This window comes from Desemzia sp. AGC72, assembly GCF_057334175.1.
The window spans coordinates 16,076-38,062 of the sequence record NZ_JBHFIG010000016.1 but is presented as its reverse complement, the minus strand read 5'-3'; the positions used below and the strand labels follow the sequence as shown (position 1 = coordinate 38,062).

Here is a 21,987-nt window from a genome sequence, read left to right as displayed (position 1 = left end):
AGGAGGAAAAATGATGAATCTCATTTTAATGGGGCTTCCTGGTGCAGGAAAAGGGACGCAAGCAGAACAAATTGTAGATGCTTATCAAATACCTCATATTTCAACAGGAGATATGTTCCGGGCTGCAGTTGAAAACCAAACCGAATTAGGATTAAAAGCAAAAACCTTTATGGATTCTGGAAACTTAGTCCCAGATGAAGTAACTAATGGAATCGTCAATGAACGTTTGGCTGAATCCGACACTGAAAGAGGATTTCTTTTAGATGGTTTCCCTCGTACATTGAATCAAGCGGAAGCGTTAGAAGAAATCACCAACAACTTAAACAAACCAATCGATGCTGTTTTTTACATTGAAGTGAACAAAGACATTTTAATGCAAAGACTTACTGGTCGTTTTATGTGCAGTAATTGTGGAGCAACATATCACAAACTGAATAAACCGACACAAGTTGAAGGTACGTGTGATCGTTGCGGAGGGCATGAGTTCTATCAAAGAGAAGATGACAAACCTGAAACAGTCGAGAATCGTATAAACGTAAACGTTGAATTAACAGAACCTCTTTTGAACTTCTACAAAGAGCGTGGGGTTTTGTACACCGTAAACGGCGAAGATGATGTGAAAGATGTTTTTGCTGCAATTAAAGCAGTCATTGATCAAAGCAAATAATCTTTACCATTTATTACAAAATCCATCCTTTCTTTTATTTGTTTTCTTAAGCAAATAAACTTCACATTTGTTCGAAAAGTCAATAAATGATTTTTCAGAAACTTGTAGAAGAATTTGGGTTATGCTATAATATTAAAGGTATTGACTTTAAAATGCTTTTTTGTTGTGTTATAATCTATAAGTTAAGATGAAAACAAGTGGGGGCAAGATCGCGCTCACTGTTTATCGCGTGTTAGAAGCGAAAAAACTAAAGGAGGTACTAGGCGTGGCGAAAGACGATGTCATAGAAATTGAAGGAACAGTCGTTGAAACTTTGCCAAATGCAAGTTTTAAAGTTGAACTTGAAAATGGCCATATTGTATTGGCGCATGTTTCCGGTAAGATTCGTATGAATTACATTCGTATATTACCAGGAGATAAAGTTACAGTTGAGTTATCTCCATATGATTTATCACGTGGACGTATAACTTACCGCTTTAAATAATTGCACTCCGTCACTAAAATAGGAGGGTTAGTTCATGAAAGTAAGACCATCAGTTAAAAAAATGTGTGATAAATGTAAAGTTATCCGCCGTAATGGTCGGGTAATGGTCATTTGTGAAAATCCAAAACATAAACAACGTCAAGGATAATATAAAACTATAGGAGGTGTAATTGTAATGGCTCGTATTGCAGGTGTAGATATTCCACGTGACAAACGTGTAGTAATTTCTCTAACTTATATATATGGAATCGGTAAAAAAACAGCTAGCGATATTTTAGAAGCAGCTGGTGTATCAGAAGATGTTCGCGTACGCGATCTAACCAATGATCAATTAGACGCTATCCGTGTGGAAGTGGACAAATTGAAATTAGAGGGAGATCTTCGTCGTGAAGTAAGCCAAAATATCAAACGTTTAATTGATATTGGTTCATACCGAGGCATGCGTCACCGTCGTGGATTACCAGTTCGTGGACAAAACACGAAAAATAATGCACGTACTCGTAAAGGCCCAGCTAAGGCAATTGCAGGTAAGAAAAAATAATTAAGAAGTAAGGAGGTAAACCTTAATGGCAAGAAAAGTTCAACGTAAGCGTCGTGTGAAAAAGAATATTGAAACTGGAGTAGCTCATATCCGTTCAACATTCAACAATACTATTGTAATGATTACTGATACTCATGGTAACGCAATTTCATGGTCATCAGCTGGATCACTAGGTTTCCGCGGATCAAAAAAATCAACTCCATTTGCAGCTCAATTAGCAGCTGAAGCAGCAGCTAAAGTAAGCATGGAAAATGGAATGAAAACAGTCGAAGTTGCAGTTAAAGGTCCTGGTTCAGGTCGTGAAGCAGCAATTCGTTCGTTGCAAGCAACAGGTTTAGAAGTTACAGCAATTCGTGACGTAACTCCTGTTCCTCATAATGGATGCCGCCCTCCAAAACGCCGTCGTGTTTAATTGAGAGCCGCTTCATTTTTTGTAGGTTTGCACTCGATAACATGAACTTAACGTTTTGAAAGGGGTAAATAGCAGAATGATCGAAATTGAAAAGCCAAGAATTGAAACGATTGAGATCAGCGATGATGCCAAGTTTGGTAAATTCGTTGTAGAACCACTTGAGCGCGGGTATGGAACTACGTTAGGAAATTCCTTGCGTCGTATATTATTGTCTTCTCTTCCGGGAGCAGCTGTAACAAATATTCAAATTGACAGTGTTTTACATGAATTTTCTACTATTGATGGTGTTGTTGAGGATGTTACAGCAATCATCTTAAATATTAAAAAGTTGGCACTCAAATTATACTCTGAAGAGGACAAGACGATTGAAATCGATGTGAAAGGCCCAGCAGTGGTAACGGCAGCAGACATCATTTTCGATAGTGATGTTGAAATCTTAAACCCTGACTTGTATATCTGTACTGTATCTGAAGGCGGACATTTCCATGTTCGTATGACAGCTAAAAAAGGTAGAGGTTATGCAAGAGCTGAACACAATAAAAAAGACGATATGCCAATTGGTGTTTTGCCAGTCGATTCAATTTACACCCCAGTTAGTCGTGTGAACTACCAAGTCGAAAATACTCGTGTTGGTCAAAAGGATACTTTTGATAAACTGACACTTGATGTATGGACAGACGGTTCAATTAGCCCTGAAGAAGCAGTTAGTTTAGCTGCACGTATTCTTACAGAGCATTTGAATATCTTCGTAAATCTAACGGATGAAACACGTAAAGTGGAAATCATGGTGGAAAAAGAAGAGACTCAAAAAGAGAAAAAACTTGAAATGACAATAGAAGAACTTGATTTGTCTGTACGTTCATACAACTGTTTGAAACGTGCTGGAATTAATACCGTACAGGAATTAACTGACAAATCAGAAGCTGAAATGATTAAGGTACGTAATCTTGGACGTAAATCACTTGAAGAAGTTAAATTCAAATTGAATGAACTAGATTTAAGCTTACGCCACGATGACTAGTCGTACTGTATCAAGGGAGGATAATATACAATGGGTTACCGTAAATTAGGACGTACAAGCTCTCAACGTAAAGCTATGTTACGTGACTTAACTTCTGACTTAATCATCAACGAACGTATTGTAACTACTGAAGCTCGCGCTAAAGAAGTTCGCAAAACTACTGAGAAAATGATTACTTTAGGAAAACGCGGAGATTTGCATGCTCGTCGTCAAGCAGCTGCTTTCGTTCGTAACGAAGTTGCTTCTGTTAAAGAAGAAGAAGATGCAATCGTCGTACAATCAGCTTTACAAAAATTATTCGGGGACATTGCACCACGTTATACTGAACGTCAAGGTGGATACACTCGTATTTTAAAAACTGAAAACCGTCGCGGTGATGGTGCTCCAATGGTTGTTATTGAATTAGTTTAATTCAACTATTGAGTACTTCAGATTTAGCCATTTGTCAAAAACGTTCGCGTTTAGACAGATGGTTAAATAATATGGTAATAAATGACGTTCACTTTTTAGATGTATGAAACGGAGTGTTATGATGATGGAAGATCCGTCTTTCTAGTCTAGCTCTAAACTTCTCTTAGAGAATCAGTTCTCTAAGAGGGGTACATTCATCAATAAAAGTGATTTTTTTTATTTTAAAGCAGCTGGAAAATAGGGTTAGCCTTATTTTTCAGTTACTTTAAAATAAAAAGACTAAATGAACGAATTTCTCAGATACTCTATAAAATGAATAGGTCTGTATAGTATAATGTAACGTAGAATAGCGTAATGGGCTATGAGAGATGACAGACTGCCGTTAAGCTGGGATAAAAGCGGGATAAAAGCACGACTAGTCTCTATAGATGCATCTTCACCACAAATGAGTTTTAGAACTGATTTGCAGCCTAAAAGAATACGCGGGGAGTTAGCCATGAATAAAATCATTACATTAAATAATCTAGTATATACTTATAACGAAACTGACCTAAGACCTGCTTTGAATGGGGTTTCTTTAGAGATCGAAGAAGGCGAATGGATAGCGATCATTGGTCCTAACGGTTCTGGAAAATCAACGTTGGCGAAAACGATCAACGGTCTGATTGCTCCTGACAGCGGAAAAGTCTTTATAGATCAGTTGCCGCTGACGGAAGAAAACATCTGGAGCATCCGTGAAAAAGTGGGAATGGTGTTCCAGAACCCTGACAACCAGTTTGTTGGATCTACCGTTCAAGACGATGTCGCTTTCGGGTTGGAAAACCAAGCGGTCCCAAGAGATGAAATGATCCAGCGAGTAGAATCCGCATTAGCCCAAGTGAAAATGCTGGATTTCAAAGAGAGAGAACCGGCTCGTCTTTCTGGCGGACAAAAGCAGCGTGTAGCCATTGCCGGAGTTGTAGCGATTGCTCCTAAGATCATCCTTTTAGATGAAGCAACAAGCATGCTGGATCCAAAAGGACGCCAAGAAGTTATTGAGACTGTCCAACGCATCAAAGAAAAAGAAAATTTGACCGTAATTTCGATCACTCATGACATCGATGAAGCAGCTAATGCTAGTCGGATCTTAGTGATGCAAGCTGGTAAATTAGTGAAAGAAGGAACTCCGCAAGAGATTTTCTCTAACGGGGACCAGCTGATCGATATGGGGTTGGACATTCCTTTTCCTGAAAAGCTGAAAGCGGCTTTAGAAGAAAGAGGCATTACAGTTCCCGAAACGTATTTAACTGAAGAAGGGATGGTGGAATGGTTATGGACATTACTTTCGAAAAAGTAGGGTACACATACCAAAAAGGCTCACCATTCGAAAGCCGTGCTTTATACGATATCGACTTTGATATCAAACAAGGCAGCTACACAGCACTCGTTGGGCATACAGGAAGCGGAAAGTCGACGATCCTTCGTCACTTGAACGCCTTGAACAAACCCACTGAGGGCAAAGTAATCATCGGCGATCGGGAAATCATTTCAACGACAAACAATAAAAATTTAAAAGGTATCCGTAAAAAAGTCGGAATCGTGTTCCAATTCCCTGAAGCTCAATTGTTCGAAGAAACGATCGCAAAAGACATTGCTTTCGGTCCGAAGAACTTTGGCGCTACAGAAGAAGAGGGAGTCGAAATCGCGAAGCGCATGTTGCCGTTAGTCGGTCTAGACGAAACCTACATGGAACGTTCTCCATTTGATCTGTCAGGCGGACAAATGCGCCGTGTGGCAATTGCTGGTGTATTGGCGATGGAACCGGAAGTACTGGTCTTAGACGAACCAACAGCTGGATTAGATCCTAAAGGACGTACCGAGATGATGGAGATGTTCTACAGCTTGTATAAAGAGCAGGGCATCACGATCGTTCTGGTAACTCATCAAATGGAAGACGTAGCGAATTATGCCAACCATATGATCATCCTTGAAAATGGGACTGTCGTTAAAGAAGGTGCTCCGCGTGAGATCTTCAAAGACGAAGCTTGGCTGGAAAGCAAACAATTGGATGTTCCGGCAACAGTATCATTTGCTAGTCGTTTAGAAGAACGGATGGGTCTTCAATTAGGCGAGATTCCGTTGACGACAGAAGAATTAGCAGACAAATTGGTCGCTGAGCTGAATAGACAAACTGCTGCTGGTTTAAATCCAGTTGAAGGCGGTGATGCCAAATGATGGAGAAATTAATCTTTGGACGTTACATTCCAGGTAATTCTTGGATTCACCGTTTAGACCCAAGAGCGAAACTATTGAGTACAATTTTCTTTATTTTTGTTATTTTCTTAGCAAATAACTGGCAAACCTATCTGACCTTATTCATATTTGTCTTAACAGCTGTATTATTGTCAGAAATCAAAATGAGTTTCTTCATTAATGGAATAAAACCAATGATTTGGCTGATCTTATTTACTGTTGTTCTCCAAGTTTTGTTTACTGGAGGAGGAGAAGTTTACTTCCAGTGGGGCATCTTGATGGTGACCTCTCAAGGGTTGATGAACGGGATATTCATTTTCTGCCGTTTCGTGTTGATCATCTTCATGTCGACACTCTTGACGCTGACGACAATGCCATTATCGCTGACAGATGCATTAGAGTATCTTATGCGTCCTTTGACAGCTTTGAAGGTTCCTGTTTATGAGATTGCATTGATGCTCTCTATTGCGCTTCGTTTCGTTCCTACATTGATGGATGAGACAGAGAAGATCATGAATGCGCAGCGAGCACGTGGAGTAGATTTCGGAGAAGGAAATGTCTTCCAACAAATGAAATCTATTGTACCATTGCTGATTCCGCTGTTTGTGAGTTCATTCAACCGGGCTGAAGAGCTGGCGACCGCTATGGAAGCTAGAGGATACAGCGGCGGAGAAGGACGTACCAAGTTCCGTAAATTGGACTGGAGTGGGTCTGATACGCTTGTAATGATTGTATTCGTATTGATGACTGGCGCATTGGTCTTATTAAGAACTTAAGTCGTTTGAATTTAAAGATGCCTCATCACAGTCACTTCCAACGAAGCGTTGTGTGAGGCGTCTTTTTCTTTTAAAGATCAGTAAAAAACAACAGATGACAGGCTGCGTTTTGAAGCAGAAATCAAAATATAAAATGAAACAAGGGCAAAGTAAGGAGACAACTAATGAAAAGCTATCGTTATAAAGTCACATTGCAGTACGATGGAAGCCAGTTCGTCGGCTTCCAGGTTCAACCTAATGGAAGAACAGTCCAAGGAGAGATCGAGGCAGCGCTCGAAATCATGACAAAAGGACAAAAAATCAGATTACGCAGTGCTGGCCGTACGGATTCAGGAGTCCATGCCAAAGCACAAGTCATCCATTTTGATTATCCATTCCATTTGCCGCCTGAAAACATGAAGCGCGCATTGAACAGTTTGACGACAGATGAAATCGCTGTTTACCATGTGGAAGTTGTAGACGAAAATTTTCATGCGCAATACTCTTCTGCTGGGAAAAAATACCAGTATCGAGTAGACATCAATGAAGTCATGACTCCGTTTAAACGGCTCTATGTGTTGCACCATCCTTATAGAATCGATATGGAGGCACTAGAAACGGCTTTGGCTGATATTGTAGGGGAAAAAGACTTTACGAGCTTTTGTTCCAGTAACAGCGGCAAAGATGACAAGGTCCGTACCGTTTATGAGGCAAAAGTTGAACACGATGCACTGAATGGCGAAATCATTTTTACTTTTAGAGGGAACGGTTTTTTATACAACATGGTCCGGATATTGGTAGGCACACTTTTGCAAATTGCTAACGGCTTGCGCCCTGCAACGGACATGAAACGAATCATAGAAGCTAAAGACCGCAATCAAGCTGGTCCAACTGCCGCTGCGCATGGATTGTATTTGATGCAGACATACTATGATAAACGAGAAGCGACTAAAGGAACTGTCTTTGAACAGACCGAAGAAACAACACAAAACTAAAAAATGTCGAGAAGGAGAATGAATATGAAATTATTAACATTATTTTTTTCATTATTTTTACTGGCGGGATGCAGCACAGAACAATCAGACACTAGCGAAATGGAGACTTCTACAGAAGTAGTCAGCAATGAAAGTACGGAGGCAGAAAGTACTGAAACAGAAAGCATACTAGAAGAAGAAAGCGAAACAGAAGAAAGTGCACTTGAAGAAGAAGCTGACGAGGCAGATGAAGAAAGTGTAGCAGAAGAAGAAATAGACCAAGCTGAAGTGATTGATAACAACACAATGGATTACCCTGAAATAGCAACGATCCAACAGGAAATTGAACTAACAGATTTGACTGGTCATGTGATTTCAGATAATCCCGGTACTCGAATCTTGATCTTTACTAAGGATGGCAAGCAAGTCTATAAAAGTATTTTTGTAAAGGAAAAAAGCTACTTGAAACTCATTGATCTGGAGCAAAACAACTTGCTGCTCAATGAAACAGTGCCGGCTTCTTAGAAGACAAGCTGCTGCTGATATAGGCAATCGTTAAATGTGAACTAAAAGTAGCGATGTGAAAAAAAAATGTTGATTCGCCGGATTTTATTTGGTGTTTTATTGACAAAGGATTGAAAAAAAGGTAAGATATTATATGGTATTGTTTGCCCCATGATGAGCCCCGGAAACTTATTATGCATTCAAACAAACAGAAGAATATGGAGGAAATTAACGTGCGTACAACTTATATGGCTAAACCAAGCGAAGTAGAACGTAACTGGTATGTAATAGATGCTACTGATATTCCATTAGGACGTCTATCTACCGTAGTTGCAACTTTCTTACGCGGAAAAAATAAACCAACTTTTACTCCTCATGTAGATACAGGGGACTTTGTAATTGTAATCAATGCTGATAAAGTCAAATTAACTGGTAAAAAAGCAACTGACAAAATCTATTCTCGTAACATCGATGGAAACCCAGGTGGATTGAAACAAATCTCTGCTGGTGACCTACGTGCTAAAGACTCTCGTAAATTAATTGAATTGTCTGTAAAAGGAATGCTTCCTAAAAATACTTTAGGCCGCAAACAAGGCATGAAATTACACGTTTATGGTGGTTCAGAACACACACACCAAGCACAACAACCAAAAACATTAGACATCACAAACTTAATTTAAGGAGGGAATTTCATTGGCACAAGTACAATATAGCGCAACAGGACGTCGTAAAAACTCAACTGCACGTGTACGCCTAGTACCAGGTACAGGTAAAATCACGTTCAATAACAAAGATATTGCAGAATATCTTCCATACGAAAGCTTACACGTTATCGTAAAACAACCTTTAGAAGTAACTGAAACTACAGGAAGCTACGATATCTTGATCAACGTTAATGGTGGTGGATACGCTGGACAAGCTGGAGCAGCTCGTCACGGTATCGCACGCGCGTTGTTAGAAGTTGACCCTTCTTTCCGTTCTCCATTAAAATCAGCAGGTCTATTAACACGTGACCCACGTATGAAAGAACGTAAAAAACCAGGTCTTAAGAAAGCTCGTAAAGCTAGCCAGTTTTCAAAACGTTAAGACTATTATATATGTTATCAAAAGAGAATTGCCTATATGGCAGTTCTCTTTTTTTGTACAGCAAACTGGCGCTCTCAATTTGCTGCAGCCGTAAGAGCGAAGCGATGTACGGATGTAGTACAAGACGAACGGAGAGAGTGTTGCTCAAAACGTTAATTTCCGTTATCTATACATCAAAAAGGAATTGCCTATATGGCAGTTCCTTTTTTTTGTGTGCGTACAAAAGTTGATGGTCTTAGTTTGCTGCAGTCGCAAGAACTGCTGAAGTTTTGGTGATATCCGCTCTACCTTAGTTCTGTTTTGGACAAACTCAAACACCTGTAATTTATCTACTTTATTAATATAGAAATGTAAAACAATGGTTTTTCCTGATTTTTAGTCTTTTACCACTGGATTGTTTTCGTAACTAACCCAGTCACTGTAGCCTCCTGGATATAACCTCGGCTTCAATCCAGCTTCTTCCATAAACAACATATTTACTGTTCCAGTTATCCCGGAACCGCAGTGAACGATAATATCTTCATATTTCTCCAGAGATTTGAACTTTTCGTTTATCTTTTGGTTGTCTGCTATAGTGCCTTCATCAACCAAATCCATCCAAGGATAGTTTAAAGCACTGGGAATGTGCCCAGGCAATTTATCTAATGGCTCGACTTGTCCAGAGTACCGTTCATATGCTCTGGAATCGATTATAGCTGTTTGTTCTAAGCCGACAGCAGCCTTTACTTCAGAAAATCCTGCAATCATGGATTCATTTAAATTCAAACTTAAAGCCCCAGAAGATTGCGGCTCCGCAATAACTGTAGTCATTTCTAACCCATTATCGACCCAATGTTTTATACCGCCTTCTAATAAGAATACCTTATCTTTACCAGCGTATTTTAACAACCACCACAATCTGCCTGCCATTGCTAGATCCCCATTATCATAAATGATTACTGTAGAAGAATCAGAAATACCCAGCTGCTTCATGTCATTAATAAACACTTCCATATCTGGTAAAGGATGCCGACCACCATGCTCGCTGACTTTTCCAGTCATGGTATCTTCTAAAGAGACGAATTGAGCTCTTTTGAGATGTCCTTTTTTATATTGGTTATATCCGGCTTTCGGATCATTTAATTCTGCGCGGGCATCAAGTATGATTAAGTTATTATTTGAATAATTCTCTAGTAACCATGTTTGTGTAACGAAATTTTTCATAAAATCCTCCTGAATGAACAATGTATTTAGAAAAATAAAAATAATAGATATGCTAAGATATTTTAATAATTAAAGCCATAGAGAAAAGACGTTTAGAGAGTGAAAAATGTTTTGTTGCTTCATGTTTTATTATGTATGATTCAATGAAGAATATAAAATTACATATTGAGATATTAAAAAAATAATTTAATTGGATATTTTGATGGGGTTTAGTTGATATCAAAAAGAGAATAGTTTCATCCTATTTTTTATGCCTAAAAATGATTGAGTATACTTTTAAAATAAGAATACTTAGGAAAAACAATTTCCCCAAATGTACTGGCGGATCTTTTAAGGTAATCAGTCATGAAAAATAATTGCATTATTATGTTAATTATCTTTGTTATTTCATTCGCTGAGAGTGTTTATTTTCACATCAATAGGGTGGTAGATAAAGTGGATTAAAAAAAAAGATGTTAAAGCTGATCAAAAGAAACAAGCAGCGACTGATATCAGTCGCTGCTTATTTTGAAATATTGTTACCTAAACTAGAACAGCCAAAAAATCAAAGCAATTGCTAAAATGATTTGGAAGCAGCCGATCAGTAAGCCATATAACATGGTACGAGGCCCTTCTTTCAAGATATCAGAGAACTTGACCTGAAGACCAATTGCAGCTAAAGCTGTAATCTCAAATTGATTACTGATAACTTCGGAACTGTGGATCATGAAAGAAGGTAAGGGTAGAAAACTTCTAAGCAAGAATAAAATGAAGAATCCTACAATAAACCAAGGAATAGTCAATAGGTTTGTATTTTTTTTCAAATAAGCAGATGTTGGTTCAACTGCTGATTTAGAAAATAGCGGTTCTTCCTCTTTAGTGTTTAGTTTACTGAAAGATAAGGCTACTCCGATGATAAGGAGTACTCTCATAAGTTTGAATACTATAGACAGATTAGTGACGTCCATACTCACCAATTTAGCTGAAGCAACGACTTGTCCTATGGATTGGATCGTACCTCCAATCAAAGCTGATGTTTGAACGACTTCGTTGTGGTACAGAACAGAAGCGAGAATAGGCAGTGAGACCATCAATATGGTTCCTGTTACATTAACTATAGTGATGGACATGGCTTTATCTTTCTTATCGGCACCAATTATCGGAGAGACAGTACCAATAGCAGAAGAGCCGCAGACTGCATTGCCGGCCCCCATCAACAAAGACATCTTTTTATTGAACTTCATAGTTCGACCGATCCAATAAGCAAATAAAATCGTCAAAACCATTTGAAGAATAACAAAAATAAATCCAGTAAAACCAACTTGCTTGATGATTTGAAAATCTAAGATTATTCCATTTAACACGATCGACCACTCTAAGAGGGATTTTTCAGAAAATTTAGTTCCTCTTTTAAAATAAGGCTTGTTTAAAAAAGTATTTCCTAACAAAATTCCTAAAAAAATTGCGATCAGTGCTGCTCCTAAATTTGGCAGAAGGGCAGATAGATACTGGCTGATTAATGATATCAAAACACTGATTAGTAGACCGGGCAAAATAGAATAGTTTTTTTTAAATTTTGCGAGCATATTAGACCTCCTCCAAATATTTATAGTATTATGATATACCGAATCTTGTATAAAATAAAATAATCATTTATTATATATTTATAAGAAATTATTATTAAGGAGTGGCGTTAGATGTTAGATTATCGTTATCAAACGTTCCTTACTTTGACAGAAGAAATGAATTACACGACCACAGCTAAAAGATTGCACATCACCCAGCCGGCTGTCACCCAACATATTCAGTCTTTGCAGCAGGAGTTAGGAGTTGAACTGATTCATTATGAAAAGAGACGATTATCATTAACGGCTAAGGGAAAGCAGCTGCAAAAAGACCTTTATTTGCTCCAAAGAGAGATCGCTAAGGTGCAGGAGCAGTTAACTTCTACTGCAGAACACACTACCCTTACATTTGGGGCTTCCTTGACGATTGGGGAATACATGATGCCTGGACTCATTGAGTCGTATTTAAATCAATATCCAGCACATGATATCTCGATGGTAACAGACAATACCCAGCGTTTAATCGAATTGATGGAGCATGGAAAAATTGATTTTGCGCTCGTAGAAGGAGAATTCAATCAGTCTGCATTTGAATTCCAGAAAATCGCTGAAGAACCGTTTATCGCTGTCTGTTCAGAAAAAAGTTCTTTGTGGAAACAAGAACAGAGCATTAATGACTTATTTTCTACACCTCTTCTAGTCCGTGAAGAAGGATCGGGATCACGCCTGATTTTCGAAACAGCTATAAAAAGTAAAGGAATCCACTTAGACAGCTTTTCGAAAGTTATGACGATTGGGAGCATTGGTGCTGCTAAAAAAATGGTCGAAAAAAATTTAGGAGTCAGTTTTATTTATCAGATGGCTGTTGAAGAGGAACTCAATAAAGGGATATTGAAAAAAATACCTTTAAGCGATTTTAATGTAATTCATTCTTTTCATTTGATTTATCTGAAAAGAATCCAAGTGAGAGGAATGGAAACGATAAATAATTTTTTGAAAACTGTGGAAACACATTAGACCGGATAGTTTAAAAGAATGGATATGCAATGTTCTTATCATGGCAATAAGTGCATGAATTTGTAATTTATATCAGCGCACTTGTTTTTAAAGTATAGTCAAAGTGGGAACAATTGAACTAGATCTTAAGAAAGCCGGTAAAGATTCTCAATGCTCAAAAAGCTAAATTTATGTTAGATACATCAAAAGGAACTGCCATTTAGACAGTTCCTTTTTTTGTGCGAAAAAATTGACGTTCTTAGATTGGTGTAGTCATATTGAACTAACCGGTACTTTATGAATAAAGGAATGTAAAACAATGTTTTTTCCTGATTTTTAGTCTTTTACCACTGGATTGTTTTCGTAACTGACCCAGTCACTGTAGCCACCTGGATACAACCTCGGCTTCAATCCAGCTTCTTCCATAAACAACATATTTACTGTCCCTGTTATCCCGGAACCGCAGTGTACGATAATATCCTCATATTTCTCCAGAGATTTGAACTTTTCGTTTATCTTTTGGTTGTCTGCTATAGTGCCTTCATCAACCAAATCCGTCCAAGGATAGTTTAAAGCACTGGGAATGTGTCCTGGCAATTTATCTAAGGGCTCCACTTGTCCAGAATACCGTTCGTACGCTCTGGAATCGATTATAGCTGTTTGTTCTAAGCCGACAGCAGCCTTTACTTCAGAGAATTCTGCGATCATGGATTCATTCAAATTCAAGCTTAAAGCCCCAGAAGATTGCGGCTTGGCAATAACGGTAGTAATTTCTAGCCCATTATCGACCCAATGTTTTATACCGCCTTCTAATAAGAATACCTTATCTTTACCAGCGTATTTTAACAACCACCACAATCGGCCTGCCATTGCAAGATCCCCATCATCATAAATGATTACTGTGGAAGAATCAGAAATACCCAACTGCTTTATGTCATTAATAAATACTTCCATATCTGGTAAAGGATGCCGACCACCATGCTCGCTGACTTCTCCAGTCATTGTATCTTCTAAAGAGACGAATTGAGCTCTTTTGAGATGTCCTTTTTTATATTGGTTATATCCGGCTTTCGGATCATTTAATTCTGCACGGGCATCAAGTAAGATTAAGTTATCATTTGAATGATTCTCTAATAACCATGTTTGTGTAACGAAGTTTTTCATAAAGTCCTCCTGAATGAACAATGTATTTAGAATAATGGATATGCTAAGATATTTTAACGGTTAAAACTATGGAGAAAAGACGCCTTGGGAATGTAAAATATTTTGTTAATTCATGTTTTATTATGTCTGATTCAATGAAGATTGTAAAATTACATATTAGATATTAAAAAAATAATTTAATAAATCAAGCAAACTAAAGTAACTACTGTAATTAAGCTTAAATATTTAAAGAATCTACCGTTTTTATTCCTTTCTTTGGTATAATAACTAAGATGATTTTTTATGAGAAGAGATGTGTACATAGAGTCAACTCGTAAAAGAAAAAGTATGTCGAAAAGAATACACAGGCTTACAGCAGAAAAGCCTGTGTTTCTTTTTGTGCATTGCAGTAGACAGTCACTCGGGGGGATATTTTGTAAGGAGTTAAGTGTAAATTATAGTTATTTGATTAATGATTCATTTGAAAAAAGAAAAGAGGACATAGAATTGAACGAGAAAATATACGATAAGAACAGCATCAAGAAAATCAAAGGGTTAATGATTGGTCTTTTAGTCATCATCCTATTGGTAGGCGGATTTTTAGTGTTTTTTGAGAAAATTGAAAATGGTTATGTAGGGGTTCGTTATTCCATGAACGGCGGAGTCAGAGACCAAACACTAAGCCAAGGGGTTAAATTTGTCGGATTGGATAAAGTAACTCAATACCCAATTCGATTACAGACGGTTAAAGCAGAAAAATTGAATTTGGCTACAGAAGATGGAAAAGCTACCCATGTATCAATTACATATGCGTATAAAGTAGATTCAAAAAAAGTTTCTGATGTGTTTAAAGAATTTGGGAGTATCAGCGTAGAAGATATTGAAGCGAACTGGTTGAAAGCACAATTGCTGAAATCATCGCGTAGTATTGTTGCCAGATACAGCTTATTGGATGTGACGGGATCGAAATCGACAGAAGTTCAGCAATCGATTTTAGAAGATTTCACTAAAGCTGTTGAGCCTAAAGGATTCTTAGTAGAAGATGTTGCCTTTGGAGTTCCGGATGTAGATGCAGAAACGCAAAAATCCATTGATGAGATTATCAAAGCCGGTCAAGAAAAAGAAAAAGCTCTCTTAGAAGCTGATACAGCAAAAACAAAAGCAGATAGTTTAGCGTATCAAAAAGTAAAAGCTGCAGAAGCTGAGGCAGAAGCCAATAAAAAATTATCTGAATCGATCACAGAAGAATTGATCAAATTAAAAGAAGTAGAAGCCCGCTTGGAACATGGTTGGGTTGAAGTACAAACGGGTCAAGCCATTGTAGATACGAACGAGTAGGTGATAAAATGATTTTCTTCTTAGCGAAGCTTATTTTTGCAGTGATAGTAGTCATTTTAATAGGAAATTTATTGTCTTTGCTGTTTAAAAAAGATCCTAAACAGGAAGATGATGATTTGGACTTTTAATTATGTATTGGAAAAATCGAAAAAGACCTCTCTTGATATGATGTCCAAGCAACACCATATCAAGAGGGTTCTTTTTATATGCAGAGTAGCAAAAGTCTTAAATAAAAGTAAACTGAATGAAAGTTATTTAGCCTACTATTAAAAGTAATGAATTAGATTTCAACAACGATGGACAGAGCTTTGTTCTCTTTTCCTTGCAGCTGATCCACCAACGATTTTGCTTGAGTCTCAAGCTGGCCGGCTGCTTCACCGACCGCTGAAAAATCGTGGACTGTGTGTTCAATGTGTGTTTGACTATCAAAAATCAGTTTTTCCGAGTGTACTGTACCTACACTGATATTTTGTACTTGTTCAGTAATGTTTTTGACATTAGCTTGCACTTCTAAAATGGATTCTTTAGATTGATTAGCTAGTTTACGAATTTCATCTGCTATAACATTAAAGGCGCGACCGTATTGTCCGGCATGGGCTGCTTGGATGGCAGCATTCAAAGCTAATAGATTTGTTTGTGTGGCAATGTCCTTAATCGTTTTGACTATGCCACGAATGTCTTCGGTCCGCTCGTTAAGCATCTTTAAAGTACTGACATTTTTACTAGTTTGTTCAATAATTTTATTCATCGCTGCTACAACTTCATCGCTGCGGTTGGATCCTTTATCAGCTCGCTCTTTTAAATTTTCTGCCATTTGCTGTAAATTATGGGTTACTTCAGCGCTGCCATTTTCTCGAGCCGTAATATCGGTAGCTACTTTTATAACGGCTTGAATCTTTCCGTTTTCATCAAAAACAGGAGTATAAGTTGCTTCAAGCCAAATTGGATCCCCTTGTTTCGTTATTCGTTGGACTTTCTGTTGAAACGATTGTCCATTCCTGAAACTCTTCCAAAAATTTTCGTATTCCAAACTTTGTACAAATTCAGGATTGCAGAATTGACGGTGATGCATGTCAGTTAATTCTGTTGTGTTGTATCCCATCGCCTGTGCAAAATTATTGTTCGCCCAGAGGACGTTTCCGTAAGGATCGAATTCAATGATTGCTAAGCTCATTTCTAAAGCAGAGAGGACGGAATTCTCATTTAATACTTGCGTGCTAACGGGTCGTTTAAGATAGTCAGTCATGTGGTTATCTCCTAATGTATGTTTATCTAAACATAACTAATTTATAGTAAGTTTTTTTGCTTTTTGATTATAACAAAATTTATTTTGAAGTCATAACATTTTACTTCGAAATAGAGATATTTTTATTTCGACTTCACTTGTTTCATATTCTTAGCAAAAATCCTCGTTATAAAAGGGACCGAAACAGCTAATGATTGATTCTATTCTTTAGCGTTATCTTTGTAACAGACAAGTACATAATTTAGACGATTTTTCTATTTAATAGTCAAATTTTATTTGTCACATCGCGGTTTATCCTGTATGATTTAGGGAAGAATGTAAACCGGATATTGTAAAGTTGGGCAAAGGATATGGGAAATCATATTGAATGTAGAATAGTACAATTTTTAGAATGAGTTAGTCATTTTCAAAAATCTCCATTCATGTAGTTGCCGCTCCTCTTATCTCACTGAGAGTATTTAGTGTTACACCAATGAGGTGGTGGAAAAATGAATTCAAAAGAAAAAATGTTAGAATTGATCAAAAAGAAACAAGCAGGCGGGAAATCTAAGCAAACGACCGAACCAAAGAATGATATGAAAAACATGCGTAAAGGTCCAAAGATCTTTAACAAATAATCTATGCGAAAAAGAATAGCTGCTGGCTATTCTTTTTTTGTGCGTAGAAATATTTTAAAAGAAGGATTGAAGGGAACACGAAGTAACTGAAAGTAGGAAATTAGTATTCAGCTGACTTTTTTGCTTTAATGATAAATATGATGAGTTTCAATAGAGGTCATAGGAGGGAACAAGATGATAGATGTTGTTGTGATTGGTGGAGGTCCAGCCGGAATGAGCGCTGCTTTAGTGGTAGGAAGAGGCAAAAAGCAAGTCCTGCTGATTGATGAAGAAAAGCCAAGGAATGCTGTAACGCACGCTTCTCATGCATTCTTGACACAAGATGGAATCAAACCTGAAGTTTTCAGAGATAAGGGCAGAAAAGATTTGCTCAAATACCCAACCATTTCTATTAAGACGGATAAAGTCCTTTCAGTTGAAAAAGCAGAGGAAGATTCTTTTGAAATAACTGTCGAGTCAGACGAAAACATCACTACTAAAAATGTCGTCTTAGCTACAGGATTGAAAGAAAAGCTTCCAGATGTTCAAGGGATTGAAGACTATTATGGAAGCAGCATTTTTTCTTGCCCTTTTTGTGATGGATGGGAAATGAAAGATAAACCATTGATATTGATCACAGAATCGAGTGTGGGGTTGCACTCTGCCAAGTTATTGAAAAATTGGACAGATGATTTGATTATAGCTGCTAACGGAAATGATGTATTTGACGCTGATCAGAAAAAACTGCTAGAAAAAAATCAGATTCGCTTAATAGAAGAACGAATTGTTGAATTGGATGGTACAGATGGAGAGCTTCAAGGTGTTGTATTTGAAAGTGGAGAGAAAATTGAAAGATCCGGTGGTTTCTGTACGACACTATTAGATAAACACTTTTCATTTATCGACTCATTAGATATTGAATTAACTGAAGCGGGATTCGTTGTTACAGATTCTTTAGGACGGACAAATGTAAAAGGCATTTACGCTGCAGGAGAAATCACAGGACCCTCTCAATTGATTGTTTCTGCTAGCCAAGGGCATATGGCAGGTTTGAGCATTATCAACGAATCTAGTGAAGCAGCCTTTGAAGGAATATAAAATAGCTACAATTGGATTCAGGGTAAAAAGAACAGTTTTTAAGCTGTTCTTTTTTGTGTCTAAAAATCGAATCAATTGTCAAGTCCATCAATGATAGCGCTTGAAATGGTATACTGACCTTAAACAAAAAAGTGGTAAGGGTGGAAGTTGAATGGAAATCGACATCAGACCGTTACAGAAAAAAGATTTTAACGCAGCGAGAAAGTTTGCTGTTCAAGGCATGCATCTTGAGTGGTATACCGGAAACGTTGTTGAACTGTATTTGTACAGTAAATACTTTTGGTATCTAGAGATTTCACGTGCAACGATTGCTCTTGGAGCATACCTTGGTGATGAGTTGATTGGCGTGCTGCTGGCAGATATGGATGACGCACCTAAAGTATTTGCTAATCGCTTTTATCGCTCATTTGTGAGAATCGCTGAGTTTGTCATCAAATTAGGATATAAAGATGCTTCGAATGCATATGAGAAAGCCAATAAAGATATGCTGGCTGCTTATAAGCAAACACACCATCCAGAAGGAAAACTGAATTTCTTCGCAGTGAATCCCGATATAAAGGGAAAAGGCATTGGAACAAAATTGTTAAATGAATTGGAGAGGCAAGAAGTGGGGAAAGAAATCTATCTGTATACTGATTCAGGTTCCACTTATCAGTTTTATGAGCATCGTGACTTTAAAGTGGTCGGTCAAAAAGACATCGAATTGAATATTGTAGTTCTTTTTTAGAAGGTTAGTTGATTCAATATCTACAGTTCTATTTATTGAATATTCAAAAGAGGGTTGTAATCGAACTAAGGAAAATGCGATTATTAATGGTATAATTTATTAGTAACGAAAAATTTAGGGAGTGTAAAATATCCTTTTTGTTGGAACCAATAGAAGGATACCTAATTATAAAAAAGGTAAATATGTAAACGAAAGAGGAATTAAATTATGGGAACAGAACTAAACAAACGCTTATTCAGCGCTGCTGACAATCTTCGCAGCAAAATGGATGCATCAGAATACAAGAATTATTTATTGGGATTGATTTTCTATAAATATCTTTCAGATAAGTTATTACAACAGGTAGTGGAATTAGCTGATGAACCTCTGGAAGAATACGGTACAGCGGATAAACAAACTGAACTGTATCAAGAACTATTATCAGATGAAGAAACGAAAAGTGATTTAATTGCGACACTAGTAGATACATTAGGATACGATGTAGAACCAGCATACTTATTTAACGTCTTGGCCAATCAAGCCAAACAAAATACATTCTATTTAACTGAGTTAAATAAAGGGTTTATTCAGTTATCAACGAAGTACGCTCAGTTTAATGGTTTATTTGACGATGTGGATTTGCAATCAAAGAAGTTAGGATCAGATGATCAACAACGTAATGTCACCATCACAGAAGTTTTAAAAAAATTAAATGATATTAATGTGATTGGACATGAAGGGGACGTTATTGGAGATGCCTACGAGTTTCTAATCAGTCAATTTGCTTCGGAAGCAGGGAAAAAAGCTGGGGAATTTTACACTCCACATATGGTTTCCGATATGATGGCGCAAATTGTAGCGATCAGCCAAGAAGATAAAAAACTGTTTAGCGTATTTGACCCTACTATGGGTTCAGGTTCATTGATGTTAAATGTACGAAACTACCTTAACTATCCAGATAATGTAAAATATCATGGTCAAGAATTGAACACGACTACCTATAATCTTGCAAAAATGAACTTGATTTTGCATGGGGTAGATGCAGAAGATATGCGTCTGCGAAATGGAGATACACTGAATAAAGATTGGCCTACAGATGAGCCGTATACCTTTGATTCTGTCGTCATGAATCCACCGTACTCTGCCAAATGGTCAGCAGATGACACATTCCTGGATGATTCTCGATTTAATCGCTATGGGAAACTAGCTCCTAAATCAAAAGCTGATTTCGCTTTTCTGTTGCATGGCTATTACCATTTGAAAGATACAGGGACAATGGCAATCGTCTTGCCGCATGGTGTATTATTCCGTGGAGCAGCTGAAGGTGTAATTCGTAAAAAGTTATTAGAGGATGGGAGTATCTATGCGGTCATTGGGATGCCTGTGAATCTATTCTTTGGAACGTCAATTCCTACAACAGTAATCATCTTGAAGAAAAATCGTACGAGTCGGGATGTGCTCTTTATTGATGCAAGCAATGATTTTATAAAAGGGAAAAATCAAAATAAACTGTCAAAAGAAAATATTGAAAAAGTTGTTTTAACGTATAAAGAAAGAAAAGATGTTGAGAAATACGCATACATCGCAAGTTTTGATGAAATTAAACAAAATGACTTTAATTTAAATATTCCGCGGTATGTTGATACCTTTGAAGAAGAAGAACCGATTGATATGGCAACTATTGGAATTGAAATCAAAGAAATTCGTCAAGAAAAGCAAGAATTAGAAGCCATTTTGTTCGACACAATTTCTTCCTTACAGTTTAATCCAGAAGATGCGGAATGGATTCAAGGTGCTTTAGAGGTGTTTAACTATGAAAAATAACAAACAACCAGAAATACGTTTTTCAGGCTTTACTGAGGATTGGGAACAGCATAAGTTGGGAGACATTACCCTAAGTTTTTCTGGTGGAACTCCACCTATAAATAATAGAGATTACTATAATGGTTCGATCCCTTTTATTCGCTCTGGTGAAATTAATTCTAATACCACAGAACTTTTTATAACTGAAGAAGCTATGAAAAATTCTTCTGCAAAACTCGTGAATAAAGGAGATATTTTATATGCTTTATACGGAGCAACTAGTGGAGAAGTTGGGATTTCTAAAATAGATGGTGCAATTAATCAAGCAATACTAGCTATGAAACCTGTTTTTAACGATAGTTCTTATTTTATATCACAATGGTTGAGAAAACAGAAACAGACGATTATAAGTACTTACTTACAAGGTGGACAAGGTAACTTATCAGGAGGGATAGTAAAAAAATTATTGATTAATATTCCGAGCAATAAAGAAGAACAAAGAAAAGTAAGTGTTTTTTTGAAGCAATTAGATGACACTATCGCTCTTCATCTGCAAGTGCTAGACGCTCTGACACAAACAAAAAAAAGCTTTTTAGGAAAGATGTTTCCGAAAGAAGGAGAAAAATTTCCTGAAATTCGCTTTCCTGGCTTTACTGAAGATTGGGAACAGCGTAAGTTGGGAAAAGAAAGTGACGTTCGTGATGGAACACATTCTTCTCCTAAATATTTTGATAGTGGCTACCCATTAATTACTTCTAAAAACTTAAAACATTATGGATTGGACATGACAGATGTTTCTTTTATCTCTCACAAAGATTTTGAAGCAATAAATCAAAGATCTAAAGTCGATAAAGGTGATATTTTATTTGGTATGATTGGAACAATTGGTAATCCTGTTTTAATAAACAGGGACAATTTTGCTATTAAGAATGTTGCTTTGATTAAGGAGCAAAAAAATGTATTAAATCGGTTTCTAATTCAACTACTGAAATCTCCTATTTTTGATAAATATATTGAAAATGAAATGGCAGGTGGAACACAGAAGTTTTTATCATTGAGTAAAATACGTTCATTTATCTTTAGAGTTCCATCTACTCAAGAGCAAGTATCAATATCTAATTTTTTAGGTCAGTTAGATGACACTATCGCTCTTCATCAGCGTGAGCTAGAACTTTTACAAAATACCAAAAAAGCATTCTTACAGAAAATGTTTGTTTAGGAGGTGCA

At 37.1% G+C, this 21,987-nt stretch carries 25 protein-coding genes; 21 read left to right on the top strand and 4 right to left on the bottom strand.

Annotated elements, in window-relative coordinates; genetic code table 11:
• Nucleotides 1-13 precede the first annotated feature (13 nt).
• From ACE025_RS07060 to rpsI, 14 genes are all read left to right on the top strand, one after another.
• Nucleotides 14-667 carry an adenylate kinase gene (locus ACE025_RS07060; RefSeq protein ID WP_485938847.1) on the top strand — a complete coding sequence of 218 codons (654 nt, stop codon included), beginning with the start codon at nucleotides 14-16 and terminating at the stop codon, nucleotides 665-667.
• A gap of 265 nt (nucleotides 668-932) precedes the next feature.
• A complete protein-coding gene (infA, locus tag ACE025_RS07055; protein WP_092480922.1) occupies nucleotides 933-1,151 on the top strand; it encodes a translation initiation factor IF-1 in 219 nt (72 codons plus the stop codon).
• A 34-nt stretch (nucleotides 1,152-1,185) separates the two neighbouring features.
• Nucleotides 1,186-1,299 (top strand): 50S ribosomal protein L36, encoded by a 114-nt coding sequence (gene rpmJ, locus ACE025_RS07050; protein ID WP_034299928.1) that lies wholly within the window; start codon nucleotides 1,186-1,188, stop codon nucleotides 1,297-1,299.
• A 27-nt stretch (nucleotides 1,300-1,326) separates the two neighbouring features.
• On the top strand, nucleotides 1,327-1,692 hold the full coding sequence (rpsM, locus tag ACE025_RS07045) for a 30S ribosomal protein S13 (protein WP_485938844.1): 366 nt from the start codon (nucleotides 1,327-1,329) through the stop codon (nucleotides 1,690-1,692).
• A gap of 25 nt (nucleotides 1,693-1,717) precedes the next feature.
• Entirely contained in the window at nucleotides 1,718-2,104 is a 387-nt protein-coding gene (gene rpsK / locus ACE025_RS07040; protein WP_485938842.1) for a 30S ribosomal protein S11, read from the top strand.
• 76 nt (nucleotides 2,105-2,180) lie between these two features.
• Complete coding sequence (locus ACE025_RS07035; protein ID WP_092480925.1) at nucleotides 2,181-3,125, top strand: DNA-directed RNA polymerase subunit alpha; 945 nt, start codon at nucleotides 2,181-2,183, stop codon at nucleotides 3,123-3,125.
• 30 nt (nucleotides 3,126-3,155) lie between these two features.
• Nucleotides 3,156-3,536 (top strand): 50S ribosomal protein L17, encoded by a 381-nt coding sequence (gene rplQ / locus ACE025_RS07030; protein WP_092480926.1) that lies wholly within the window; start codon nucleotides 3,156-3,158, stop codon nucleotides 3,534-3,536.
• Nucleotides 3,537-4,032: 496 nt separating this feature from the next.
• On the top strand, nucleotides 4,033-4,872 hold the full coding sequence (locus tag ACE025_RS07025) for an energy-coupling factor ABC transporter ATP-binding protein (RefSeq protein ID WP_485939009.1): 840 nt from the start codon (nucleotides 4,033-4,035) through the stop codon (nucleotides 4,870-4,872).
• Entirely contained in the window at nucleotides 4,848-5,750 is a 903-nt protein-coding gene (locus ACE025_RS07020; protein WP_485938839.1) for an energy-coupling factor ABC transporter ATP-binding protein, read from the top strand. The genes ACE025_RS07025 and ACE025_RS07020 overlap by 25 nt, the downstream gene beginning before the upstream one ends.
• Nucleotides 5,747-6,544, top strand: coding sequence for an energy-coupling factor transporter transmembrane component T family protein (locus tag ACE025_RS07015; protein ID WP_485938837.1), 798 nt, complete (start codon nucleotides 5,747-5,749; stop codon nucleotides 6,542-6,544). Before ACE025_RS07020 ends, ACE025_RS07015 begins: the two co-directional genes overlap by 4 nt.
• A gap of 164 nt (nucleotides 6,545-6,708) precedes the next feature.
• A complete protein-coding gene (gene truA, locus ACE025_RS07010; protein ID WP_485938835.1) occupies nucleotides 6,709-7,518 on the top strand; it encodes a tRNA pseudouridine(38-40) synthase TruA in 810 nt (269 codons plus the stop codon).
• A gap of 24 nt (nucleotides 7,519-7,542) precedes the next feature.
• Nucleotides 7,543-8,022 (top strand): hypothetical protein, encoded by a 480-nt coding sequence (locus ACE025_RS07005; protein ID WP_485938833.1) that lies wholly within the window; start codon nucleotides 7,543-7,545, stop codon nucleotides 8,020-8,022.
• Between the two features lie 212 nt (nucleotides 8,023-8,234).
• Complete coding sequence (gene rplM / locus ACE025_RS07000; RefSeq protein WP_485938831.1) at nucleotides 8,235-8,681, top strand: 50S ribosomal protein L13; 447 nt, start codon at nucleotides 8,235-8,237, stop codon at nucleotides 8,679-8,681.
• Between the two features lie 13 nt (nucleotides 8,682-8,694).
• Nucleotides 8,695-9,087, top strand: coding sequence for a 30S ribosomal protein S9 (rpsI, locus tag ACE025_RS06995; RefSeq protein ID WP_485938829.1), 393 nt, complete (start codon nucleotides 8,695-8,697; stop codon nucleotides 9,085-9,087).
• Nucleotides 9,088-9,462: 375 nt separating this feature from the next.
• Here rpsI and ACE025_RS06990 read toward each other — a convergent pair whose 3' ends face one another.
• Complete coding sequence (locus tag ACE025_RS06990) at nucleotides 9,463-10,290, bottom strand: sulfurtransferase (RefSeq protein WP_485938827.1); 828 nt, start codon at nucleotides 10,288-10,290, stop codon at nucleotides 9,463-9,465.
• A 527-nt stretch (nucleotides 10,291-10,817) separates the two neighbouring features.
• Entirely contained in the window at nucleotides 10,818-11,855 is a 1,038-nt protein-coding gene (locus ACE025_RS06985; RefSeq protein WP_485938825.1) for a YeiH family protein, read from the bottom strand.
• Nucleotides 11,856-11,966: 111 nt separating this feature from the next.
• Between ACE025_RS06985 and ACE025_RS06980 the strand changes: the two genes are divergently transcribed.
• A complete protein-coding gene (locus ACE025_RS06980) occupies nucleotides 11,967-12,851 on the top strand; it encodes a LysR substrate-binding domain-containing protein (RefSeq protein WP_485938823.1) in 885 nt (294 codons plus the stop codon).
• A gap of 315 nt (nucleotides 12,852-13,166) precedes the next feature.
• On the opposite strand, the gene ACE025_RS06975 is transcribed toward ACE025_RS06980, so the two are convergent.
• Nucleotides 13,167-13,994 carry a sulfurtransferase gene (locus ACE025_RS06975; RefSeq protein WP_485938821.1) on the bottom strand — a complete coding sequence of 276 codons (828 nt, stop codon included), beginning with the start codon at nucleotides 13,992-13,994 and terminating at the stop codon, nucleotides 13,167-13,169.
• A gap of 537 nt (nucleotides 13,995-14,531) precedes the next feature.
• Here ACE025_RS06975 and ACE025_RS06970 point away from each other — a divergent pair.
• Nucleotides 14,532-15,311, top strand: a complete 780-nt coding sequence (locus tag ACE025_RS06970; protein ID WP_485939007.1) for an SPFH domain-containing protein — start codon at nucleotides 14,532-14,534, stop codon at nucleotides 15,309-15,311.
• Nucleotides 15,312-15,591: 280 nt separating this feature from the next.
• On the opposite strand, the gene ACE025_RS06965 is transcribed toward ACE025_RS06970, so the two are convergent.
• Complete coding sequence (locus ACE025_RS06965) at nucleotides 15,592-16,557, bottom strand: methyl-accepting chemotaxis protein (protein ID WP_485938819.1); 966 nt, start codon at nucleotides 16,555-16,557, stop codon at nucleotides 15,592-15,594.
• Nucleotides 16,558-17,045: 488 nt separating this feature from the next.
• Here ACE025_RS06965 and ACE025_RS06960 point away from each other — a divergent pair, with 488 nt between their 5' ends.
• The 5 genes from ACE025_RS06960 to ACE025_RS06940 all read left to right on the top strand — a co-directional run bounded on the left by ACE025_RS06960 (nucleotide 17,046) and on the right by ACE025_RS06940 (nucleotide 21,979).
• Complete coding sequence (locus ACE025_RS06960; protein WP_280521799.1) at nucleotides 17,046-17,174, top strand: hypothetical protein; 129 nt, start codon at nucleotides 17,046-17,048, stop codon at nucleotides 17,172-17,174.
• 174 nt (nucleotides 17,175-17,348) lie between these two features.
• Nucleotides 17,349-18,251: an NAD(P)/FAD-dependent oxidoreductase gene (locus ACE025_RS06955; RefSeq protein WP_485938817.1), complete on the top strand. Its 903-nt coding sequence runs from the start codon at nucleotides 17,349-17,351 to the stop codon at nucleotides 18,249-18,251.
• 151 nt (nucleotides 18,252-18,402) lie between these two features.
• Nucleotides 18,403-18,978 (top strand): GNAT family N-acetyltransferase, encoded by a 576-nt coding sequence (locus ACE025_RS06950; RefSeq protein ID WP_485938815.1) that lies wholly within the window; start codon nucleotides 18,403-18,405, stop codon nucleotides 18,976-18,978.
• Nucleotides 18,979-19,185: 207 nt separating this feature from the next.
• Nucleotides 19,186-20,781: a type I restriction-modification system subunit M gene (locus tag ACE025_RS06945; protein WP_485938813.1), complete on the top strand. Its 1,596-nt coding sequence runs from the start codon at nucleotides 19,186-19,188 to the stop codon at nucleotides 20,779-20,781.
• The gene (locus ACE025_RS06940; protein WP_485938811.1) at nucleotides 20,771-21,979 is read left to right on the top strand and encodes a restriction endonuclease subunit S; all 1,209 of its coding nucleotides are present in this window, start codon (nucleotides 20,771-20,773) and stop codon (nucleotides 21,977-21,979) included. Before ACE025_RS06945 ends, ACE025_RS06940 begins: the two co-directional genes overlap by 11 nt.
• The last annotated feature ends 8 nt before the right edge of the window (nucleotides 21,980-21,987 follow it).